Annotated in this window: 18 protein-coding genes; 7 read left to right on the top strand and 11 right to left on the bottom strand. The window is 63.1% G+C overall.

Features of this window, described 5'->3' with window-relative positions:
• The first annotated feature begins 21 nt into the window (after positions 1-21).
• From AC1D0N_RS18550 to AC1D0N_RS18525, 6 genes are all read left to right on the top strand, one after another.
• The gene (locus AC1D0N_RS18550) at positions 22-816 is read left to right on the top strand and encodes a response regulator (protein ID WP_477246376.1); all 795 of its coding nucleotides are present in this window, start codon (positions 22-24) and stop codon (positions 814-816) included.
• A 305-nt stretch (positions 817-1121) separates the two neighbouring features.
• Entirely contained in the window at positions 1122-1289 is a 168-nt protein-coding gene (locus tag AC1D0N_RS18545; protein ID WP_023670098.1) for a DUF1328 domain-containing protein, read from the top strand.
• 172 nt (positions 1290-1461) lie between these two features.
• Complete coding sequence (locus tag AC1D0N_RS18540) at positions 1462-2496, top strand: sensor histidine kinase (RefSeq protein WP_477246374.1); 1035 nt, start codon at positions 1462-1464, stop codon at positions 2494-2496.
• Positions 2497-2657: 161 nt separating this feature from the next.
• Positions 2658-2840, top strand: a complete 183-nt coding sequence (locus AC1D0N_RS18535; RefSeq protein WP_477246372.1) for a hypothetical protein — start codon at positions 2658-2660, stop codon at positions 2838-2840.
• 115 nt (positions 2841-2955) lie between these two features.
• Entirely contained in the window at positions 2956-3282 is a 327-nt protein-coding gene (locus tag AC1D0N_RS18530) for a hypothetical protein (protein ID WP_477246370.1), read from the top strand.
• Positions 3283-3365: 83 nt separating this feature from the next.
• Positions 3366-3608 (top strand): YMGG-like glycine zipper-containing protein, encoded by a 243-nt coding sequence (locus AC1D0N_RS18525; protein WP_477246368.1) that lies wholly within the window; start codon positions 3366-3368, stop codon positions 3606-3608.
• 90 nt (positions 3609-3698) lie between these two features.
• On the opposite strand, the gene AC1D0N_RS18520 is transcribed toward AC1D0N_RS18525, so the two are convergent.
• The 4 genes from AC1D0N_RS18520 to xylF form a co-directional block, all read right to left on the bottom strand.
• Entirely contained in the window at positions 3699-5321 is a 1623-nt protein-coding gene (locus tag AC1D0N_RS18520; protein ID WP_477246366.1) for a CHASE domain-containing protein, read from the bottom strand.
• Positions 5322-5504: 183 nt separating this feature from the next.
• A complete protein-coding gene (locus tag AC1D0N_RS18515; protein ID WP_192259350.1) occupies positions 5505-6302 on the bottom strand; it encodes an ATP-binding cassette domain-containing protein in 798 nt (265 codons plus the stop codon).
• Between the two features lie 13 nt (positions 6303-6315).
• A complete protein-coding gene (locus AC1D0N_RS18510) occupies positions 6316-7647 on the bottom strand; it encodes a sugar ABC transporter permease (protein ID WP_477246364.1) in 1332 nt (443 codons plus the stop codon).
• A gap of 151 nt (positions 7648-7798) precedes the next feature.
• Positions 7799-8839: a D-xylose ABC transporter substrate-binding protein gene (xylF, locus tag AC1D0N_RS18505; RefSeq protein ID WP_477246362.1), complete on the bottom strand. Its 1041-nt coding sequence runs from the start codon at positions 8837-8839 to the stop codon at positions 7799-7801.
• 272 nt (positions 8840-9111) lie between these two features.
• Between xylF and AC1D0N_RS18500 the strand changes: the two genes are divergently transcribed.
• Positions 9112-10359 (top strand): ROK family protein, encoded by a 1248-nt coding sequence (locus AC1D0N_RS18500; RefSeq protein ID WP_477246360.1) that lies wholly within the window; start codon positions 9112-9114, stop codon positions 10357-10359.
• A 338-nt stretch (positions 10360-10697) separates the two neighbouring features.
• On the opposite strand, the gene phoB is transcribed toward AC1D0N_RS18500, so the two are convergent.
• The 7 genes from phoB to AC1D0N_RS18465 form a co-directional block, all read right to left on the bottom strand.
• A complete protein-coding gene (phoB, locus tag AC1D0N_RS18495) occupies positions 10698-11387 on the bottom strand; it encodes a phosphate regulon transcriptional regulator PhoB (RefSeq protein WP_477246358.1) in 690 nt (229 codons plus the stop codon).
• A 19-nt stretch (positions 11388-11406) separates the two neighbouring features.
• On the bottom strand, positions 11407-12114 hold the full coding sequence (gene phoU, locus AC1D0N_RS18490) for a phosphate signaling complex protein PhoU (RefSeq protein WP_477246356.1): 708 nt from the start codon (positions 12112-12114) through the stop codon (positions 11407-11409).
• Between the two features lie 41 nt (positions 12115-12155).
• The gene (gene pstB / locus AC1D0N_RS18485; RefSeq protein ID WP_202299037.1) at positions 12156-12980 is read right to left on the bottom strand and encodes a phosphate ABC transporter ATP-binding protein PstB; all 825 of its coding nucleotides are present in this window, start codon (positions 12978-12980) and stop codon (positions 12156-12158) included.
• Positions 12981-12997: 17 nt separating this feature from the next.
• Positions 12998-14314, bottom strand: coding sequence for a phosphate ABC transporter permease PstA (pstA, locus tag AC1D0N_RS18480; RefSeq protein WP_477246353.1), 1317 nt, complete (start codon positions 14312-14314; stop codon positions 12998-13000).
• Complete coding sequence (gene pstC / locus AC1D0N_RS18475; RefSeq protein WP_477246351.1) at positions 14311-15771, bottom strand: phosphate ABC transporter permease subunit PstC; 1461 nt, start codon at positions 15769-15771, stop codon at positions 14311-14313. The genes pstA and pstC overlap by 4 nt, the downstream gene beginning before the upstream one ends.
• Before the next feature lie 95 nt (positions 15772-15866).
• Positions 15867-16895, bottom strand: coding sequence for a substrate-binding domain-containing protein (locus tag AC1D0N_RS18470; protein ID WP_477246349.1), 1029 nt, complete (start codon positions 16893-16895; stop codon positions 15867-15869).
• Positions 16896-17409: 514 nt separating this feature from the next.
• Positions 17410-21987: a PAS domain-containing protein gene (locus AC1D0N_RS18465; protein WP_477246347.1), complete on the bottom strand. Its 4578-nt coding sequence runs from the start codon at positions 21985-21987 to the stop codon at positions 17410-17412.
• Positions 21988-22102: the final 115 nt, after the last annotated feature.

Raw genomic sequence — 22102 nt, 5'->3', positions numbered from 1 at the left:
CATCTGAGGGAGACGTCTACCATGAGCCTATCTGCAACCATCGCCCCGCACCTGCCGTTCCTGCGCCGCTTCTCGCGCGCCGTTTCCGGATCGCAGGAGAGCGGCGATGCGCTGGTCGCCGCGATGCTCGAGGCCATCATCGCCGATGTCGATATCTTTCCCGACGCATCGAACGACCGCATCGCGCTCTACAAGATTTTCGCCAAGCTTTTCACCTCGGTCGCCATCCGCGTTCCGCAGGAGCAGGCGCAGTCGGCGTGGGAACAGCGCGCCGCGGCCAATCTGAACGCGATCGCACCGCTTCCCCGCCAGGCCTTCCTGCTCGTCGCCGTCGAAGGCTTCAGCGAAGACGAGGCGGCGGAAATCCTCGATGTCGGCGACAAGGAATTCTCCGAACTCCTCGCCCAGGCGAGCAACGAGATTTCCCGCCAGGTGGCAACCGACGTGCTGATCATCGAGGATGAACCGCTGATCGCCATGGACATCGAGGAGATGGTCGAGAGTCTTGGCCACCGCGTCGTTGGAACGGCGCGCACCCACGCCGAGGCGGTGATGATGTTCGGCAAGACGCGGCCAAGGATGGTGCTGGCCGACATCCAGCTTGCCGACGGCAGTTCGGGCATCGATGCCGTCAACGAGATCCTGTCGTCGACATCGGTGCCGGTGATCTTCATCACCGCTTTTCCCGAGCGCCTGTTGACCGGCGAGCGGCCGGAGCCGGCCTTCCTGGTCACCAAGCCGTTCAACCCGGATATGGTCAAGGCGCTGATCAGCCAGGCCCTGTTCTTCGACCGGCAAGCGAAAGCCGCTGCCTAATGCATGTCGCCCAAAAGTGCGCAGCGGTTTTGGGACAACGAAATGCACCAAAACAAATACTTAAAGCGCGTTGCCTGAATCCGCTTCAACGCGACGCGCTTTAAGATCCGGCCTGCGCTGCGCTTCCAAAATGAAATGATAGCTGCCAAGAGACGCTCGCCCGGCGCAATCGCCGGGTGAGCCGTCAGGCGCACCCAACACATCGCGCTGCAGACGCCCCTTTCCAGCGGTCGTCTTTTTCGGCAAATGGTGGAACAAACGGCAACCAACCACGTTTTTCTCATACCATTTGATGGAGATGGATCATGCTTTACTGGGCGCTCGTATTCCTCGTCGTCGCGATCATAGCCGGCGCGCTTGGTTTCGGCGGCATCGCCGGCACCTCGGCCGGTATCGCGCAGATATTGTTCTTCATCTTTCTCGCCTTCCTGGTCATTTCGCTTCTCGCCGGCCTGTTCAGACGGGCCTCGTAAGGCGCGACCGGACACTGGAAGCCGCACCCCTCAAACGGTTTCCAGCCACCGCCGGGCGGGGTCCTTCAACGGACACCGCCCGGCGGACCGCTTTAAGGGGGCCGGACAACTGCATGAGGGAACCCATTGCGCAATGAACCGTTCAGCCCTGAGTTGGGTGGACAGGTGATTGATGCGTTCCCGAGCCGGAGACATGACCAACAGCGGCCAGAGTGACGAGGTCATCGCTTTGCATCCCGCCGAAAGCGGCATGCAGCTTGGCCGCGCCCTTCTCCATGCACTGCACAATGCCGGCATTTCAGTTCTCTACCAGGACCGCGAAATGAAGACGGTATGGGCGCGCAACATGCGCGCGCCATGGGCCGCCGATACCGCCGACAGCAACGGCATATTGCCGCCGGCACAGGCTGAACGCATCGGCGCCGCCAAACGCAATGTCATCGCATCCGGCAATGCCGAACGGCTTGAGCTCAGTGTTCCCGCCGACGACGGCGTCCGCTGGTTCCAGGTGTGGATCGATGCCGATCATGGCGATGGCGGTGACGTGCAAGGCGTCGTCACCACCATGGTTGAAACGACCGAGCAGAAGCGCCGCGAGCAGACGCTGAAGACGCTGTTGCGCGAGGTCAGCCACCGCTCGAAAAACCTGTTGGCCATCATCCAGAGCATTGCCACCCAGACCGGCCGTTATTCCGAGACGCTTGGCGATTTCCTCACGCGTTTTCGCGGCCGGCTGCAGTCGTTGGCCTCTTCCCAGGATCTGGTGACGTCGTCCAACTGGCGCGGTGCCGCCCTTCGCGAACTCGTCTCCGGCCAGGTTGGCCGCTACGGCGCCGATCCGGCGCGCAGCCTGCGTTTCCAGGGTGAAAACCCCTATCTCAACCCCAATGCAGCTTTGCATATCGGTCTGGCGATGCATGAACTCGCCGTCAATTCGGTGAGTTACGGCGCCTTGTCGCGACCGGATGGCTTCGTCGAGGTGACGGCCAGCCTGACGCCCGGTTCCGCCGCCAGGCCGGCTTTGTCGCTGACCTGGACCGAAGCCGTCGGCGCCAACGACAATCAACGCAACGAAAAGCGCTTTGGCAGCGTTGCGCTCGAGCGCGTCGTGCCGACATCATTGAACGGCACAGCGACCCTTGAAATCAGCGGCGGCCGTCTGGAATACCGGCTTGTCGTTCCGCACGGCAATTTCGAGACCGAGTGAGCGCATAACAGCCAGCTTGCCAGAAATGCCGCGGCCGACGGCAGCGCCGATCCTTAACCGACTGTTCACCATAAAGTCCGATGCTGTACTTCCCAGGTACCGCTGGAACTTGCCGATGCCTCGAACGTTTCGGCTACGGCTTGCAGCGCAGTATGGGAGGAATGAAGTTGACGGTTGCCGATATGAACAGACTGGAGCAGGCCGCCCGCATCTCGATGAGCGGATTTCAGGATCTTGACCCATCGGCCGCCCCCTCGCTCCATGTTTCCCATACGGCGCTTCGCCTCGCTATTGTCGCGCTGGTCGCGGTCATCGTGCTGATCGCGGCATTCCAGTTGAGCTGATCTCCACCGTTGACCTGACCCCAAGCCCGCATCCTTCCAATTATTCATGCACTTGGCCGCAAGCGCAGGAACTTTGAACGATGTGGGCCGTTGCTATGGCGAGAGGATTGTCGCCATGGAACATATTGCCGCCTTGCTGCTGGTCATCGGCTGTTCGAACACCATGACCGAGTGCCGCGAACTGCCGGTGCCGGTCAGCGTCTTCGAGACGGCTGACGAATGCACCGCCGAGCGGCCGTTCGCCTTGGGCGACGTACAGGGTCAGGCCCAGCACGTCGTCGCCAAATGTCTTGCCGTCGATCCGGCGCTGGAAGACGACTACGATCAAATTGTCTGGAACGTGCGTCCGGACGGAACGCTGGACGCTTCGTTGGCGATTTCCAACCTTATGGTTGCATCGAACGGCGCGCGCCCCGAAAAAGACTCTGTTCGCCAACAATAAATTCGAGCGGGCAAAGGCCGTCATTTCATGCTAAATGGCGGCTGGAGCTTACTAAAGTGAGGACACAAGTGAGGAGAGACTCTATGCGGAAATTGATTATTGCCATGGTTGCCGTGGTTGCGGTCAGCGGTTGCAGCACGACCGAGCGGGATGTCGGCGTTGGCGCCGGTGTCGGCGCCGTGGCCGGCGGTCTGATCGGCGGCACCAAAGGCGCGCTCATCGGCGCGGCTGTCGGTGCTGGTTCCGGCCTGCTGGTGCGCAACCTGCGCAATGGTTATTGCCAGTATCGCGACAACCGCGGCCATCTCTACACGGCTCGCTGCTGATCCGCTTCAAAGCGCGTCAAGCAATCAAGGCGGAGACCGGCTGGTCCGGTCTCCGTTTGTTTGAGTATTCGAACCGCCCGTGGCGGCGTTTCAGTCCGACAGCGGAATCCTGATTTCCACTTTCAATCCGTCAGCACGGAAATCGCGCCTGATCGTGCCACGCAATTCGCGCGTGACATTGAGATCGATCAGTTTTGTGCCGAAGCCGGTCTCGACAGGTGCTTCCAGCTTCTTTTGCCCGGCCTCGCGCCAGTTGAGCGCCAGCGTACGGTCGCGTCCGCGCCCGTTAACCGACCAGTCGACCTTGAGCGCGCCAACCGAATTGCCAGCCTCGCCATATTTCAGCGCGTTCGTCGCCAGCTCGTGAAAAGTCAGGCCCAGCGCCTGCGTCGTCGTCTCGTCGAGCAGAACCTGTGGCCCCGACAAGACGCCTTCCGGAAGCTCCTTGCCGAACACCTGGCCAAGTTCGATGCGTAAGAGATCGCCGAGATCGGCTTTCTGCCAACGCGAGCGCGTCAGCATGTCCTGCGACGCCGCCATCGCCTGCAGCCGGGCCGAAAAGGATGCCGAGAATTCGTTGACGTCGGTGGCCCGCGACGCCGTCTGGCGTGCGATCGCCAGCACCCGCGTGATCGAGTTCTTGATGCGATGCTTCATCTCCTGCAGCATCAGATCCTTTTCGAGCAAGCTCTTCTCGGTCGTTTCGTGCAGCAGCGACTTGGCGTCATAGGCCCGCTCCTGATAGCGCGCCACCAGCGCAATTGTGCCTGCCAGCAGCAGGCCGAACAGGCCGAGCATCACCGGAATGGCGCGCGAGGAGGGCTGCGAGAAGGCGCTTGTCGGCCGAAACAGGACGGTCCATGGCCGGCCGGCCACGGTGATCTGGCGCGTCACCAGCAGCCTGTCGCCCAGGGTTGCGACCGGCGGCGTTTCCGATCGGAACAGGAGAGCGCCGGCCTCCGCCTTGCCGTCATAGATTTCGGTATTGACCGGCAGCAGCGGCGTCCGGCTGAGCGCGATCTGGAACAGATCGCGGGCGCGGAAGGCGGCATAGAGTAAACCCGCCGTCGACGATCTCGACGCATTGATGACGTCGGGCGCGGTTTCGACATTGAGCCGCACAAAAACCAGGAAGCCGGTAAAGGTCTGCGCAGCACCCGTGCCCTGGCCGAGCTGGATGAGCCCGCTCGCATGCTGCTGGTCATCGGCCATCGCCTTTTCGATCGCCGCCCGGCGCACCGGTTCGGTGAACATGTCATAACCGATGCTCGACTGGTTGGACGGGTCCAGCGGTTCGAACATGAAGATGGGCGTGCGCCAAGGCTGCGTCGTATCGGGATAGACTGCATGGGCGACGCCATGGTCGTGCAGTATGTCGCGCTCGACCGCCGCCTCGTCACCCGCCTTCGCCAGTCTGAGAAAACCGATGCCGCGCAGGCCGGCGAAATTGGTGTCGACATCGAGCGCGTTGAAGAATGCCTTGAACTCTGCTTGCGAAATGTCGCCATTCCGGGCGTCAAACAGCGCCTGGGTTGAGCGCAGCAGCGACAGATGCAGATCGATGCGGCTCTCGATCCGGTTGAGCGCGTCGTCCGCGGCCGCCTCGAATTTGATCCGCGCCGCCTCCTGCGTGGCGAAATAGGCAAATCCCGCCATCGTCAGGCTGATCAGCGCGACGGCGACAAAGGCGACGATCGGGAAGAACTTCTTCAACGGATGTTGCGGCCCATGGATTCGGGACCTTTATGGCATGTCACCGCGCCAACACAATGGCGAGGACAAACCATCGTGAGAGTTGGCCTATCGATTGCCTATGGTTAGCCGGCTTATCAGATCATGATCCCGAAAAGTGGAAACCGGTTTTCGGAACAGATCATGGCCGAACCAGATAATAGCCTATGCTGCGATCTTCAGCGCGCCAGGCCCGGGAATGGCCCCGGGTGGGCATTTGCCCAGGATAATCATGCCGAGCACCTCGTCCTGGGTCACATCGGTGGTGCGCGCCGTGCCGACGACCTGGCCGTTCTTCATCACGCAGACCCGGTCAGCGAGTTCGAACACGTCATGAATGTCATGGCTGATGAGGAAGATGCCGATGCCGTCGGCCTTGAGCTGCTTGACCAGTTCGCCGACCTGCGCCGTTTCCTGCGGCCCGAGTGCCGCCGTCGGCTCGTCCATGATCAGGATGCGGGCGTTGAACAGGATGGCGCGCGCGATCGCCACCGACTGGCGCTGGCCGCCCGACAGCTTGATCACCGGCTCCTTGAAGCGCTGGAAGCGGGGATTGAGCCGGCCCATCACCTTGCGTGCCTCGGCTTCCATGGCGACATCGTCGAGCGTGCCCCAGCCGGTCATCAGCTCACGGCCGAGGAACAGATTGGCGGCAGCGTCGACATTGTCGGCCAGCGCCAGTGTCTGGTAGATGGTTTCGATGCCGTATTTCTTGGCATCGCGCGGGTTGGAGATCGCAGCCTCCTGACCGTTGACGAAGATCTGGCCCGCATCGCGCTTGTAGGCGCCGGAAAGGATCTTGATCAAGGTCGACTTGCCGGCGCCGTTATGGCCGAGCAGCGCCACGACCTCGCCCGGGAAAAGATCGATGGAGGCATCGTCGACGGCGCGAATGCCGCCGAAGGCGATCGAGATGTTGCGCATGTCGATCAGCGCAGTGCCCGTAGGAGCGGTTTTTTCCATCGTCATTCCTCCCCTAGACGCGCTTGCGGTAGACGGTGTCGAGCCAGACGGCGATGACCAGCACCGCGCCGACGACGATGCTCTGCAGCGGCGAATCGATGCCGAGCAGCACCATGCCGGATTGCAGCGACTGCATCAGCAGCGCGCCGAGCATGGCGCCCATCACCGTTCCGGCGCCGCCGGCCAGCGACGTGCCGCCGATGACGGCGGCGGCGATGACCAGCAGCTCGTCCAGCGTGCCCAACGCATTGGTCGACGCATTGAGGCGGGCCGACGAGATCGCCGCACTGATGGCCGCCAGCACGCCCATGATCATGAACACTTTCATGGTCACCCAGCGCGTGTTGATGCCGGCGAGTTCGGCTGCCTCCGGATTGCCGCCGATAGCAAAGACATAGCGGCCGAAACGCGTGCGCTTGGTAATGAAGGTCATGCTGATGCCGACAGTCACCGCCATCAGCACCGGTATAGCGATGCCGTGCGCGATAAACAGCCCGCCTTCGGGAAGAGTGATGCCGTTCTGCTGCGCATACTGGCGCACGATGCCGATTGGCCATGGATAGGAATTGGCGATCCAGACGGCGCCGAGGATGGCCGCGCAAGCGACCACGCCAAGCAAGGTCTCGGCCCAGACGGGGCGCAGCGGAAAGCTGAACCGCTTGCGCTGCGAGCGGCCGTTGAGCAGCGCGAAGGCAACCGCCGCACAAGCGACCACGCCGACGATCCAGCTGGCGGTGGCGCCGATCGAGCCGCGCGGTCCGCCGCCCATCAGCTGAAAAGTGGCATCGAGCGGCGCGACCGTGCGCCCGCTGGTGATCAGCCATGCCATGCCGCGCCAGACCAGCAGGCCGCCCAGCGTCACGATGAAGGCCGGAACCTCCATATAGGCGATGATGAAGCCCTGGAACGCGCCGATCAGCAGACCAAGCACCACGCCGACGGCCAGCGCGATGATCCAGAGCCAGGGATTTCCAAGCTGGAAGCCGATGACGCGAATGAGGAATTCGGCCTGCGCCACGCCCATGATCATACCGATCACGCCTTCGACGGAGCCGACCGAAAGGTCGATGTTGCGCATGACGATGACCAGCACCATGCCGGTCGCCATGATCGCGACCGAGGAGGTCTGCACCGACAGGTTCCACAGATTGCGCGGCGTCAGGAAAAGCCCGCCCGACAGGATATGGATGCCGACCCAGATGACCAGCAGCGCGCCGACCATGCCGAGCATGCGCGTGTCGAGCTCGGTAGCCCTGAGGAACCGCCCGACGGCGCTGAGTTCGGATGCACGCGCCCGGTCCGCGGCAGTGCTGGCGACCGGCTGATTAGAGGTCGTGTCGGTCATGCTATCCTCCCACCGGTTTGCCGTCTGGCGCGGATGCCGGAAACATGGATGCTATTTGCTTTCCGCGGTCATTTGAAGCGGAAAGCCCCTTGAGAAACGCCGCGGCTTTTGGGCCGCGGCGCCGAGATTTGGAACCGATAGCGGTCCGGTTTTAGTTGCAGGCCGCAACGCTGCCGGCAGTGACGCCGGCGCAGACTTCGTCCTTCTTGATCCAGCCGGCGTCGATGACGACGTTGAGGTTGTCCTTGGTTATGGCAACCGGGGTCAGGAACAGCGACTTGACGGTGTTGCCGCCAGGCGTGGTGAAGTCCTTGGCGCCGGCAATGTCGCCGGTCTTCTTGCCGTCGGCGAGCTGCGAAGCGATCTCGGCGGCGTTCTTGCCGAGTTCGCGCGCGTCCTTCCACACCGACACGGTCTGCGTGCCGAGTGCGATGCGGTTCAGCGCGGCGTGGTCGCCGTCCTGGCCCGACACCGGTACGGTTCCGGCCAAGCCCTGCGCCGTCAGCGCGGCGACAACGCCGCCGGCGGTGCCGTCATTAGCTGCAACCACCGCATCGACCTTGTTGTCGTTGGCGGTCAGGAACTGTTCCATGTTCTTCTGGGCGTTGGCAGGCAGCCAGCCGTCCGTATAGGCCTCACCGACATTCTTGATCTTGCCGCCGTCGATGGCTTCCTTCAGCACTTCCATCGAGCCGGCGAACAGGAAATCGGCATTCGGATCGGCACCCGAGCCCTTGATGAAGACGTAGTTGCCTTCCGGCTTGGCCTTGAACACTTCGCGGGCCTGCATGCGGCCGACTTCCTTGTTGTCGAAGGTCAGGTAGAAGACATCCTTGTTCTCGATCAGACGGTCATAGCCGACGACCGGAATGCCTTCGTCCAGCGCCTTCTGCACCGCCGGGCCGATGGCCGATGCATCCTGCGCAAGGATGATCAGCGCGTTGGCGCCCTGCGAAATCAGGCTCTCGACATCGGTAAGCTGCTTGCCGGGATTGGACTGCGCGTCGGCGGAGATGTACTTGTCGCCGGCGGCCTCGATCGCCGTCTTCATCGCCGCTTCATCGGTCTTCCAACGCTCTTCCTGGAAGTTCGACCACGAAACGCCAATGACCTTGTCCTTCGCCTGTGCGACCGACGCCAGCGTCAGCGACATGGCGACACCCGCCAGGATGGCGGCTGTGAATCTTTTCATTGTATCCTCCCTGCGCCGCGTGCGGCGCGACCAAACTGGCCCGAAGGCCGGCACAAAGGCTCTATTTTTTCGAGCCTCGAAAAAATACTGATCCAACGCCGGAGCGCTGTCAACATCGATTCTGATGGATTTTGATGTGTCACTGACTTTTTTTCGAGACTCGCAATAAATAATGACAGGCCTGCCGGCTTCTGCCAATATTTGGCTGGTGTCACCGACTGCCTTCAATATCATGAGAGGCCGCGGGGACGACCGGGAGGAAAGCAAGAAAGATGTCGGTTGGAATCCGCCACGACGATTTGCGCCGCCGCAACCGGGCGATGGTGCTTTCGGCCGTGCGCCGCGCCGGCCAGCCGTCGCGGACCGAGATCGCCGCGACCACCGGCCTCAGCCACTCCACCATATCGGCGATCTCCGCCGACCTGATCGGGGAAGGCATCCTGGCCGAGAGCAAGGCCAGCGAGCCGGTTTCGCTGAAACGCGGTCGGCCGCAAGTCGGTCTCGGACTCAATCCGGAAGCCGCCGCTGTGATGACCGTGGTGCTGTCGCTGAATTTCCTTTCCGTCGCTGTCATCGACTACGCCGGCCAGGTGGTGGCCGAAGAGCAGCGCCGGCTGGACACGCTGACCATGCCGCGCGACGAACTGATCGGCGAATGTGTCGCCATAGTCAGGCGTCGGCTCGAGGATCCCGACCTCGACACCCACAGCGTTGCCCGCATTGCTATGGGCATCCAAGGCATCACCGATTCGCACGCCCGCGCCATGCTGTGGTCGCCGATCACGCCGCAGACCGACATCGCCTTCGCCGACATACTGGAAGGCGAATTCGGCATTCCGGCCACCATGGAAAACGACTGCAACATGATGGCGGTGGCGCTGCAGTGGCGCGATCCGGTCCGCTACCACGACGATTTCATCGCCATCCTTTTGTCGCACGGCATCGGCATGGGACTGGTGCTGAAGGGCGAGCTGTTCACCGGCACCCATTCATCGGGCGGCGAGTTCGGCCACATGATCCATCGCCCGGGCGGGGCGCTGTGCCGTTGCGGGCGGCGCGGCTGCGTCGAGGCCTATGCCGGCAACTACGCCATCTGGCGCAACGCCAGGCAATTGGGCGAGGACGCCGAGCCGGTCGCCGATGTCAGCGACGCCGACATGCGGGCGCTCGCCGTCGCGGCACGCGAGAAAGACGGGCCGGAGCGCGAGGCCTACCGCAAGGCCGGCGAAGCGCTCGGCTTCGGCCTCGGCAGTCTTTTTGCGCTGATCGATCCCGCGCCGGTCGCCATGGTCGGCGTCAGCGCCGCCGCCTTCGACCTGATCGAACCGGCGCTGCGCGAGGCCATCGCCCAGACCGCCGGCGGCCAGCACTCGAAATCGATCTCCTTCGACACCGAACCGAACGAATTGCCGCTGATCCGCGAAGGCTGCGCCATGCGGGCACTGAGCTTCGTCGACCAGGAGATCTTCGCGCCGGGCGGGCAGGCACGGGCTGGCGCTATCGGGAAAGACGTGGCCTGAGGACGACGTCAATCATTGATGCCGCAGATTGTCGCCGACTTTGGAGATTGGCCGAAGCCGTCCCAACGTCGTCATCCCAGGGCGAAGCAGGAGCGAAGCTCCGTCGCGGAGACCCTGGGATCCATGCCGTGAAATCGGTCAAAGAATTCAACGGGGCAGAATTCTGCACAGTAGCAACGCCTTGAGGTCGCGGCATGGATCCTTGGGTCTGCGCCGCGTCGCTACGCTCCTTGCTTCGCCCAAGGATGACGAAGCCATGAGCGGGCTGAGCCAATCATCGACGCGTGAGGTCCGGGAGTGGACGCATTCAACCAATAAACGCTTCCGCGCCGAGGGACCTAGTCTTCGCGGATCGCGTAGCCCGCCCCGCGGATGGTGCGGATGACGTCGGGCATGCGGCCATTGTTGACCGCCTTGCGCAGCCGCCCGACATGGACGTCGACCGTGCGCTCGTCGATATAGATCGTCTCGCCCCAGACATTGTCGAGCAACTGGCTGCGCGAGAACACCCGGCCGGGATGCCGCATCATGAACTCGAGCAGCCGGAATTCTGTCGGCCCGAGCCGGATCTCGCTCTTCTTGCGATAGACCCGGTGCGATTCGCGGTCGAGCACTATGTCGCCGACCTTGAGCACACTGGACAGGACTTCCGGCTTGGCGCGGCGCAGCAGCGCCTTGACCCTGGCCATGAATTCCGGCGTCGAGAACGGCTTGACCAGATAATCGTCGGCGCCGGTCGACAGGCCGCGCACGCGGTCGCTCTCTTCGCCGCGCGCGGTCAGCATGATGATCGGCAGCCGCTCGGTTTCGGGCCGCATCCTCAGGCGCCGGCACAGCTCGATGCCGGAAACCGACGGCACCATCCAGTCCAGCACCAGCAGGTCGGGCACGTTTTCCTGCAAGCGGATTTCGGCCTCGTCGCCGCGCGTCACCACCTCGACCTGGTAACCTTCGGATTCGAGATTGTAGCGGAGGAGCACGCCTAGCGGCTCCTCGTCCTCCACCACCATGATGCGTGGCGCGATCATCGACTGGTCACCTTTGTCGTCATGCCGCCGGCGCGGACATCGCCGTCTCGTCCTGCTTCGGACGATTGGCGGGCAATTGCGAGCCGGTCAAAACATAATATGCATTTTCGGCGATGTTGGTCACATGGTCGCCGATGCGTTCGAGGTTCTTGGCGCAGAACAACAGATGCGTGCAGGCGGTGATGTTGCGCGGGTCTTCCATCATGTAGGTCAAAAGCTCGCGGAACACCGAGGTGTATTTGACGTCGATGCGCTCGTCGTCGTTTCTGAGCTTGGCGAGCGCTGCCGCATCGGCGGCGGCGTATTCCTCGACCACCCCTTGCACCTGGATGAGCACCAGTTGGGCCATCGCATCGATGGAATGCGACAGGTCGCGCGGCGTGACGCTGAGGCCGACGGTGCCGACGCGCTTGGCGATGTTCTTGGCCAGGTCGCCGATGCGCTCGAGGTCGCCGGCCATGCGGATCGAGCCGACCACTGCGCGCAAATCGTTGGCCATCGGCTGGCGCTTGGCGATCAGCGTGATGGCGCGGTCGTCCAGCTCGCGCTGGCGCGCATCCATGATGGCGTCGTCGGAGACGACGCGCTGCGCCAGGGCGTTGTCCGAATTGAGCAGCGCCTTGGTCGAGCCGCTGACCATCGAGCCGGCGAGATCGCCCATGTCGCGGATCAGCTTGCTGATCTGCCCCAACTCTTCATCGAAAGATGCGACGGTATGTTCACCCATGATCCTCGTCCTCGTGCCTGAAACTTCGCTGCCGGAACCGCTCAGCCGAACCGGCCTGTGATGTAGTCCTGGGTGCGCTTGTCGTCGGGATTGGTGAACATCTTGTCGGTGGCGCCCTCCTCGACGAGATAGCCGAGATGGAACATCGCCGTGCGCTGCGACACGCGCGCCGCCTGCTGCATCGAGTGGGTGACGATGACGATCGTGTAGTTCTGGCGCAGTTCGTCGATCAGTTCCTCGACACGGGCGGTGGCGATCGGATCGAGCGCCGAGCAGGGCTCGTCCATCAGGATCACCTCGGGCGACACGGCAATGGCGCGCGCGATGCACAGACGCTGCTGCTGGCCGCCGGAAAGGCCGGTGCCGGGCTCCTGCAAGCGATCCTTGACCTCGTTCCAGATCGCCGCCTTCTTCAGGCTCGACTCGACGATCTGATCCATGTCGGCCTTGCGCTTGGCCAGTCCGTGGATGCGCGGGCCGTAGGCGACGTTCTCGTAGATCGACTTCGGGAACGGATTGGGCTTCTGGAACACCATGCCGACGCGCGCCCTGAGCTCGACGACGTCGATGCTCTTGTCGTAGATATCCTCTTCGTCCAGCGTGATCTTGCCGGTCACCCGCGCCGAATCGATGGTGTCGTTCATGCGGTTGAGGCAGCGCAGGAAGGTCGACTTGCCGCAGCCCGACGGGCCGATCAGCGCCGTCACCTGGTTGAGGCGCACGTCGAGATTGACGTCGAACAACGCCTGCTTCTCGCCGTAGAACACGCCGACCTTGTCGCCGCGCATCTTGATCACTTCGTTCGACTTGGCGTTCATTTTATCGCCCACAGCGTTTTCAAGGGACTGTTCGGTCATGATGTTCATACCAAAATGCCTTTTTTCTACCAGCGCCGCTCGAACCGGCGCCGAAGCACGATCGCGGTGATGTTCATGGCCATGAGGAAGACCAGCAGGATGATGATGGCGCCGGACATGCGTTCGACGAAGGCGCGTTCGGCCTCGTTCGCCCACAGGTAGATCTGCACCGGCAGCGCCGTCGCCGGATCGAAAGGTGTCTTCGGATAGTCGGCAACGAAGGCGACCATACCGATCAAGAGCAGCGGCGCGGTTTCGCCGAGCGCGCGCGCCAGGCCGATGATGGTGCCGGTGAGAATGCCGGGGGCGGCTAGCGGCAGTATATGCTGGAACACCATCTGCATCTTGGAAGCGCCAAGACCAAGCGCTGCCGCGCGGATCGACGGCGGCACGGCGGCCAGTGCCGCGCGCGTCGCGATGATGATCGTCGGCAGCGTCATCAGCGTCAGCACCAGGCCGCCGACGAAAGCGGCCGAGCGCGGCATGCCGAGGAAGTTGATGAAGACGGCAAGGCCGAGAAGGCCGAAGACGATCGACGGCACCGCGGCCAGATTGTTGATGTTGACCTCGATCAGGTCGGTGAACCGGTTCTTCTTGGCGAATTCCTCCAGATAGATGGAGGCGGCGACGCCGATCGGCAGCGCCAGCAAAAGCACGATCACCATCATGTAGAGCGAGCCGATGATCGCCACGCCCATGCCGGATGTTTCCGGACGGCTGGAAGCTCCGTAGGTGAACAGGCCGGTGTTGAAGTGCTCGGCCATCACGCCGTCCGCCTTCAGCTTGTTCATCCAGGCGATCTGCTGGTCGGAAACCTTGCGGCGCGCTTCCTCGACGCCGAGGTCGATCTGGCCCTTGAAGGCCGAGTCGAGATTGGCGGCAGCCAGGATGTTGACGTCACGCGTCGTGCCGATGACCGACGGATCGGCGGCGACGATGTCGCGCAGCTGGACGCGCGCGCCTTCGGACAGGAAGCCCTTGAGCTGCTTGATCGCCGGCTTGTCGTCGGGAGAAATGCCGAGCTTGGCGATCAGCGCGTATTCGGCGAGCTTGGGATAGTTCGCCTTGATCAGCACGTTCGGATCGGTGGCGCGCTTGTTGCCGGGATCGATCACCTTCGCGTCGAAGTTGACCGGCAGCGACACCGTCGTCTGCCAGAAGGCGGTGTAGCCCTTCGAGACGATGGTGACGAGGATGATGGCCAGGAAGGCGAGGCCGACGGAAATCGCCAGCATGCCATAGATGCGGAAGCGGCGTTCGGCGGCATAGCGGGCCTTGAGGCCGATGTCGCGGCGCGGATGAGCGGCGGCCCGGACCATCGTGTCCATGGGAATGTCGGTCATTCGTACTGCTCCCGGTATTTGCGCACGATGTAGAGCGCGACGATATTCATCACCAGCGTCAGCGCGAACAGCGTCAGGCCGAGCGCGAAGGCGACCAGCGTCTGCGGTGAATTGAACTCGAGATCGCCGGTGAGCTGGTTGACGATCTTGACGGTGATGGTCGTCATCGCCTCGAACGGGTTGATGGTCAGATTGGCGGCGACGCCAGCCGCCAGCACGACGATCATCGTCTCGCCGATGGCGCGCGAAGCGGTCAACAGGATGGCGCCGACGATGCCGGGAAGTGCCGCCGGCAGGATGACGCGCTTGATCGTCTCGGAGCGGGTCGCGCCGAGGCCGAGCGAGCCGTCGCGCATGGCGCGCGGCACCGCGGTGATGATGTCATCGGACAGCGAAGACACGACCGGGATCAGCATGACGCCCATGACCAGGCCGGCGGTGAAGATACTCTGGCCCTGGATGAAGGGCGAACCGCCGGTCAGCGCCGCGGAGAGATCGCGCAGGAAAGGCCCGAGCGTGACCACCGCGAAGATGCCGTAGACGATGGTCGGTATGCCGGCGAGCAGCTCCAGCGCCGGCTTGACCACAGAGCGCAGCCGGGGCGTTGCATATTCGGCCATGTAGACCGCCGACATCAGCCCGATCGGCACCGCGACAACGAGCGCGACCGCTGCGATATAGAGCGTGCCGGCAAGCAGCGGGATCAGGCCGAACTGGCCCTGGCTGCCGCCCGAACCGGCAGCGGAAAAACGCGGATCCCAGACCGTGCCGAAGAAGAAACTCGCCGGCGACACGCTTTCGAAAAAGGTGATCGTCTGGAACAGCATGGAGAGCACGATGCCAACCGTGGTCAGGATGGCGATGGTGGAGGCGGCAAGCAGCCCCCACAGCATCAGCCTCTCGACATTGTTGCGCGCCCTGGCGCGCGGCGCGATCTGCCTCAGCGCATAGAAGGCGCCGGCGATCGACAAGGCGAAGGTGATAATTGCGCCAAACAGGCCGAGCCGGTTCTGCACGGCGTTCGCCTCGACGGCGATCGGGATCATGTAGTCCTGCGTGTCGGTCGCCAGCGCCACGCCCTTGGCGGCGAGCATCGGCTGCAGTTCGGCGAAAGTGGCTGGCAGTGCGGTGTTCGCGTCGAGCTGGCGCAAGCCCTTGGCGAGGCTCTTTACCAGGCTGACGTCCAGCGCCTCGCTGGCAACCTTGCTGTCGGCGGTCCGCTCGGGCAAGGCGGCGTGAATGTGACGGTCGAGATAGACCGAAGAGCCGACGTTCCAGACGGCGAGCAGCAAAAGGGCGGGCAGAACGGCGAGCAGGAAGGCCCACCAGCCGTGATAGTGGGCGCGCGAATGCGGCTTCACCGTGCCATTGTCCTGAGCGGAAGCACGCTGCCGGCCGATAAAGAACGCAACCAGGCCTATGGCAACGATAATGGCGAGTACGAGCAAGGACGACATCACCCACCCCAAGGAAAATTCAAAGCGCCGCCGCCATTGCGGCAGGCGACGAAACCAGGGCGCGGACTTGGCCCGCGCCCTGGTTCGGTAGCTGATTACATCGTCTTCCCGGCGGCGAATGCGTCACGCTGGGCCTGACGCTCTGCGTCGGGAGCCGCAACGAGGCCGTATTCGGCGAGCGGGCTTTCCGGGCCGACCATCTGGTCGTCAAGGAAGAACTCGACATATTCCTTGAGGCCGGGAACGACGCCGAGATGCGCCTTCTTCACGTAGAAGAACAGCGGGCGCGACACCGGATACTCGCCGCTGGCGATGGTCGCGGTCGAAGGCACGATGCCCTTGACGGTCGCAACCTTCAGCTTGTCGGCGTTGTTTTCGTAGAAGGCGAGGCCGAACACGCCGACGCCGGTCTTGTTGGAGTCGATGCGGGCGAGCGTCTCGGTATAGTCGCCGTCGATATCGATAGCCTTGCCGTCCTTGCGGATGGCGATGCAGGTCTTGCCGACTTCCTTGTCGTCGCTGATGCCGGTCGCCTTGATGGCGGCCTTGTCGCAGCCGGCGTCGAGAAGCTTGGTCTCGAACACTTCACGCGTGCCGTGCTTTTCACCCGGAATGTAGGCGGCGATGTCCCAGTCGGGCAGCTTCGGGTTGACCTGGCTCCACTTGGTGTTCGGATTGTCGACCAGCTTGCCGTCGACGACCAGCTTGGCGGCCAGCGCCTTGTAGATGTCGGCGGGAACCAGCGCCCAGTCCGGGCCCTTGATGTCGGTGGCGAAGACGATGCCGTCATAACCGATGCGGACTTCCTGGATTTCCTTCACGCCGGCGTCGGCGCAGGACTTGACCTCGTCCGGCTTGATCGGGCGCGAGGAGTTGGCGATATCGATCGTGTCTTCGCCGACGCCCTTGCAGAATTCCTTGATGCCGGCGCCGCTGCCGCCGGACTCGACCACCGGGGTCTTGAAGTTGGTAAAGGTTTCGCCGAACTGCTCGGCGACAATCTTGGCATAGGGTAGCACGGTCGACGACCCGGCGACCTGGATCTGGTCGCGCGCGGCGGCGAAGCCGGACGACGCGGCCAGCGCAAGCGCCGCGGCCGACGCCGTGAGGAGGAATTTCTTCATGTGGCCTGCTCCTGTTCGGAAGATGGTCTCTCGGCGCCAGTGTCTGTCGGCGCCCGCTGAGGCCAATAGCCCCCGATTATTACAGTCGCATGACAGTTTCGTGTCAGCCCGGTAACGTCGAACGGGAGTGCCGAAAATGGCGGCCGGCCAGCCTTGGCAATGTGGTCGCGGTTTGCTGCCGAAATCAGGGACTTGCGCGATTCCGGCCGGCTTCTTCCTCAGCGGCAAGCGCAGGGAAAGAAAAGCCGGGCGGGAGCGCGTTGCCTGTGGCCAGAGCGTGTCTTGGCCAAGCCATCACCGAAAACAGGGTCCGTTGGGGTAGAATTGACGCTGTTTCTTGCCGGCGGTCGCTTGCTCCCGCCCGTAACTGGTGCGGATTTCTATGCGATCATTGTCCCGGCTGCGGACTTGTTTTGGTATGGTGCGATCGCACCATAGTGTTTCGCGCAAGGAGCGGCGCCGAATCTTCGGCGATCTTTCTCCGCTGCTGGCGAAACCGGCCTCGATGGCGCGCCTATCCTGCGCTGCGCTGGACTTCTGAGCCTGTGCCGACCCAGCGCTCGACCTTTTCAAGCAGCGCCCTTGGGCTGATCGGCTTGGGCAGATAATCGTCCATGCCGGCTTCCAGGCAACGTTCGCGATCGCCTTTCAGCGCGTGCGCTGTGACGCCGACGATCGGAATATGCGTGCCCGACTCCTCTTCCAGCCGGCGAATGGCGGCCGTCGCTTCGAGCCCGCTCATCTCCGGCATCGAGACATCCATCAGGATCATGCGCGGATTGAGCCTGCCGAAGGCGTCGAGCGCCTTGCGGCCGTTGCCGACGATTTCGAAACTGTAGCCGGTTTCGCCGATGATCTGGGTGAACACCATCTGGTTCACTTCATTGTCCTCGGCAACCAGGATGTCGAGCCTGCGTTCATCCCCGGCCGTCCGGGCGCGGGCGCGAACCGGCGGTGGCTGCAGCAAGGCCCGCTCCGATGCGGCGAGTGGCTGCTTTGCCGAAGACGGCTGCAAAATGCCGGAACCACGGCTTGCCGCCGGCAGCACACCGTCGCCTGTCGTGTGGTGGTGGTGACGCTGGATGGTGGCGACCAGCGTTTCCAAAAGCACCGAGGACCGCGCCGGCTTGATCAGCTGCGCATCGATGCCGAGATCGCGATAGCTGGTGTTGGCGAGCGACTGGTCGACCGATGTCAGCATGATGATCGGCGTATCGGCCAGACCTGCGGTGTTGCGCACGATGCGCGCCATTTCGGCGCCGCTCATTCCCGGCATCTGGTAATCGAGCACGACGCAGTCGACCGGCACGCCATAGGCAGCGGCGGCAACGAGCACCTTCAACCCTTCGGCGCCGCTTTCGGCCGCGCAGGAATCGAACGTCCATGACGCCATCTGCTCGCTCAGGATCGACCGGTTGACGGCATTGTCGTCGACGATCAGCACCCGGGCGCCGGTCACGTCGACCGGCATGATCCGCCGCCCGGTCTGTTCCCCGGCCCTCGGCAATGTCACGGTGAACCAGAAGGTCGAGCCCTTGCCTTCGGCGCTCTCGACGCCGATCTCGCCGCCCATCAGCTCGACCAGGCGCGAGGTGATGGCGAGCCCGAGCCCGGTGCCTTCGTGGCGTCTGGTCGACGAGGTATCGACCTGGCTGAATTTTTCGAAGACCAGCTTCAGCTTCTCCTCCGGAATGCCGATGCCGGTATCGGTGACCGAGATGGTGAGCTTTGTTCCCATCGCCACCTTTTGCCCGGTCACGTCGACCAGCACGTGGCCTTCGTCGGTGAACTTCACCGCATTGCCGACCAGATTGGTGACGATCTGCCGGATGCGGCCGACATCGCCGATGAACAGGCTTTCCAGGCCGGGCTCGATGCGCACGATGAGCTCGAGGTCCTTCTCCTTGGCGCGTGTCGACACCAGCGTCGCCACATCCTCGATCGCTTCGGGGAGGTTGAAGGGCGCCGGGTCGAGCACCAGCTGGCCGGCGTCGATCTTGGAGAAGTCCAAGATATCGTTGATGATGGTCAAAAGCGCGTTGCCCGACTTGACGATGATGTCGGTAAACGTCTTCTGCTTCGGGTCGAGATCGGATTTGGCCAGAAGTTCGGCCATGCCGAGCACGCCGTTCATCGGCGTGCGGATCTCGTGGCTCATATTGGCCAGGAATTCCGACTTGGCACGGTCGGCAAGCACGGCGCGCTGGCGCGCCTCGCGCAATTCGGCCTCGCGCAGCTTCAGCTCGGTGATGTCGGTGGTCGACCCGATCAGATAGAGCGAGCCGTCGGACGCGATCATCGCGCCCTTGCGGGCGAACTGGTGGCGCACGCTGCCGTCGGCCAGCGTCACCGTTTCCTCGATCTCCTGTGTCTCGCCGGTACGCAGCACGGCAAGATCGCCATTGACGAAGGCTTCGCCGTCCTGACCGAAAATCTCGATGTCGGTCTTGCCGATCGCATCTTCCCTGGTCAGGCCGGTGAGATCGCACCAACCCTTGTTGACATAGAATTGCCTGAGGTCGGAGCGCTTGGCGTAGATCGACACCGGCACGTTGTCGATGAGGTTGCGGAACACCTCGTTCTCGCGCATGCTCTCCTGCAGCGCGTGTTCGCGCGCCTTGACGTCGGTGATGTCGGTGCTGGAGCCGACCAGATGAACTGACCCGTCGAGCGCCACCAGCCGGCTCTTGCGGGTCATCAATTGCCGCAGCGTGCCATCGCGATGGGTCACGGGCTCCTCGACCTCGCGGAAGCGGCCGGTGACGACGACTTCGGTGTCGTCATGGCTGTAGCTTTCGGCATCGTCGACGCCGAACAGCTGGCGGTCGGTGCGGCCGATGACCTCTTCCTTGGGGATGCCGGTCAAGGCGCACCATGCCTTGTTGACGAATTCGATGCTGAGATCTTCGGCCTTGATGAAGGCGGCCACCGGCAGTTCGTCCATCACGTGCCGGAACAGGTCGATCTGGCGCATGCTTTCCTGCAGCGCCTTTTCACGACTCTTGATTTCGGAGATGTCGACGCGCACGCCGATGAACGTGCCGTCCTCGGTCCGCATGTCGTAGACCTGGTACCAGCGGCCATCGGGATTGAGGCGCTCATAGGACGAGTTGGGCAAGCGGTAGCGGGCGAGAATGGCGTCGAGCCAGCGCTCGGGATCGCCGTCATACAGTTTGTCGACCTGAGGGTCGCCGCTGAGGCGGAAATAGCCCACCGAATGGCCGAGCTTCAGCGCGTCGCGAAAAGTGCCGCCGGGGTGCCACGCCGGCTTCAGCGCCGGCAGCGTATCCTGCAGCTTGCGGTTGGCGAAGACGAATTTGTCGTCGCGGTCGTAGATGATGACGGCAGCCGGCAACGATTCCAGCACGGTGGCGAGGTTCTTGCGTGCGTCCTCGGCTTCCGTCTCGCGGCGCTTCATGTCGGAAATGTCAAAAATGAAACCGGCGACATAATTGCGGCCGCTGGCCATCGAGACGCGGTTTTTCCTGACGATGCGCGAGCGGCCGATGCCGGCAAATGCGAAGTTCTCTTCCACTTCGTAGGGTTTGCCGCTTGCCAGGACCTGCTTTTCGCTTTCCTCGAACAGCACCACTTCGTCCGCCGTCACGAAATCGCCACCGGGCTTGCCGAGCATCGCCTGCGGCGTCTGTCCGAAAAGCGAAGAGAACGCCTCGTTGACGAAGACGAAGCGCAGATTGTCGTCCTTGACGAAGATCGGGTCCTTGACCCCGTTGATCACCGCCTCGGCCAGCCGCGATTTCTCCAGCGCTTCCGCCAGTTCCGCCTCGCGGTCCTTCATCTCGGTGACGTCGACATAGGAAATCAGCCGCTTGCCGCCGGCCAGCGGCGACATCGACGAGATCAGCGTGCGGCCGTCATTGCGCGGGAATTGCTTCGATCCGGCCGTGCCCGCCCTGATCTCCGCCTCGCGCTCGACCATATGCTGATGCCATGTCGCATCGTCGGAACCATAGGGGTCGACGTCGCGGCTGGCCTGCATTAGATCGCGGAAGTTGCAGCCGATCTCGGCGCGCCGGGCGTCGATCCCCCAGAAATCGTAGAAGGCGCGATTGATGACTTCGGCGCGCATGTCGGCATCGAGGACGAGGACGCCGATCGGCATCTGGTCGACCATCGTGCGCAGATTGGCGAAGGTTTCAGCAGTCCGGGCGTTGGCGCTGACGATCTCGGCATCGCGAGCCTTGAGCTCGGTGACCTCGTAATAGGTCAACAGCCGCTTGCCTCCCGACAGCGCCGTCACCGAGAACATCATCGTCCGGCCATCGGCGTGCGGGAACTCGCGCGGCGCGACGGAGCCGGCGCGAATCTCCTCGATGCGGCTGGCGAGGTAGCGCTGCCACGCCTGTTCGTTGATATCGCCATAGATGCCGTTGCGGCGGTTCAATTCCATCAACAGGCTGAACGGAGCGCCAATGGTCACGGCGCCCTCCGGAATCCTGGAGAGGTCGCGATAGGCCTTGTTGACGATCAGCGTGTCGAGCCGGGCGTCCAGAAGCACGACGCCCATATGCATGGCGTCCATGGTCCGCTCGAGATCGGCCAGATGCTGTGCATTCTCGCCAGCTGCCGGCGCATCACTGTCTTGCTGCGTCGACTTCAGCTGGTCGAATGCATCGGCCAACGCCGTGACATTGCGGCCAATGCCGCGATAGCCGGCAAATTTCGCCTCGGCATCGAAGCGTGGAAAGCCGGTGATCGCAACCCAGTGGCAGTCGGGGCGGCCGCCCTGCAATTCATAGACGAAATCCCGAAACGGCCGATGCGCCTGCAAATCCTCGAGATGCGCGGCGGCATTGCGATTGCCGTCCATCATCTGCTTGAGGAAATCGAAGCGGAACCGGCCAAGAATGGTCGCGGGATCGATGCCGGTGGCGGCCTGGTAGTTTTCCGAAACCCAGGAGAAGCGCAACTCGGCGTCGGTCTCCCAGACCCAGTCGGCACCCGCTTCGACCAACTGGCGCAGCGCCTCGGCCGAATCGATGTGATCGGCGAGCGCATCGTCGCCGTGCACACCCTTCTTGCGGGCACCGCGCTTGCCACGTGCCCCAACTGTTTCGTCCGCTTCCGCCATCCCGTCCCACCCCGAAAACCAAGGCCGAACCCTCCCCGCGGTTCGCCGACGGAATGTGCCCGAGAAGCATTAATGATCCGCTAACCATAACGGGTTGCATTGATCCAAAAGACGG

The organism is Mesorhizobium sp. P2_E10, assembly GCF_056404235.1.
Note: the sequence above shows the minus strand (reverse complement) of the source record. Positions and strands in the feature narration are given on the sequence as shown.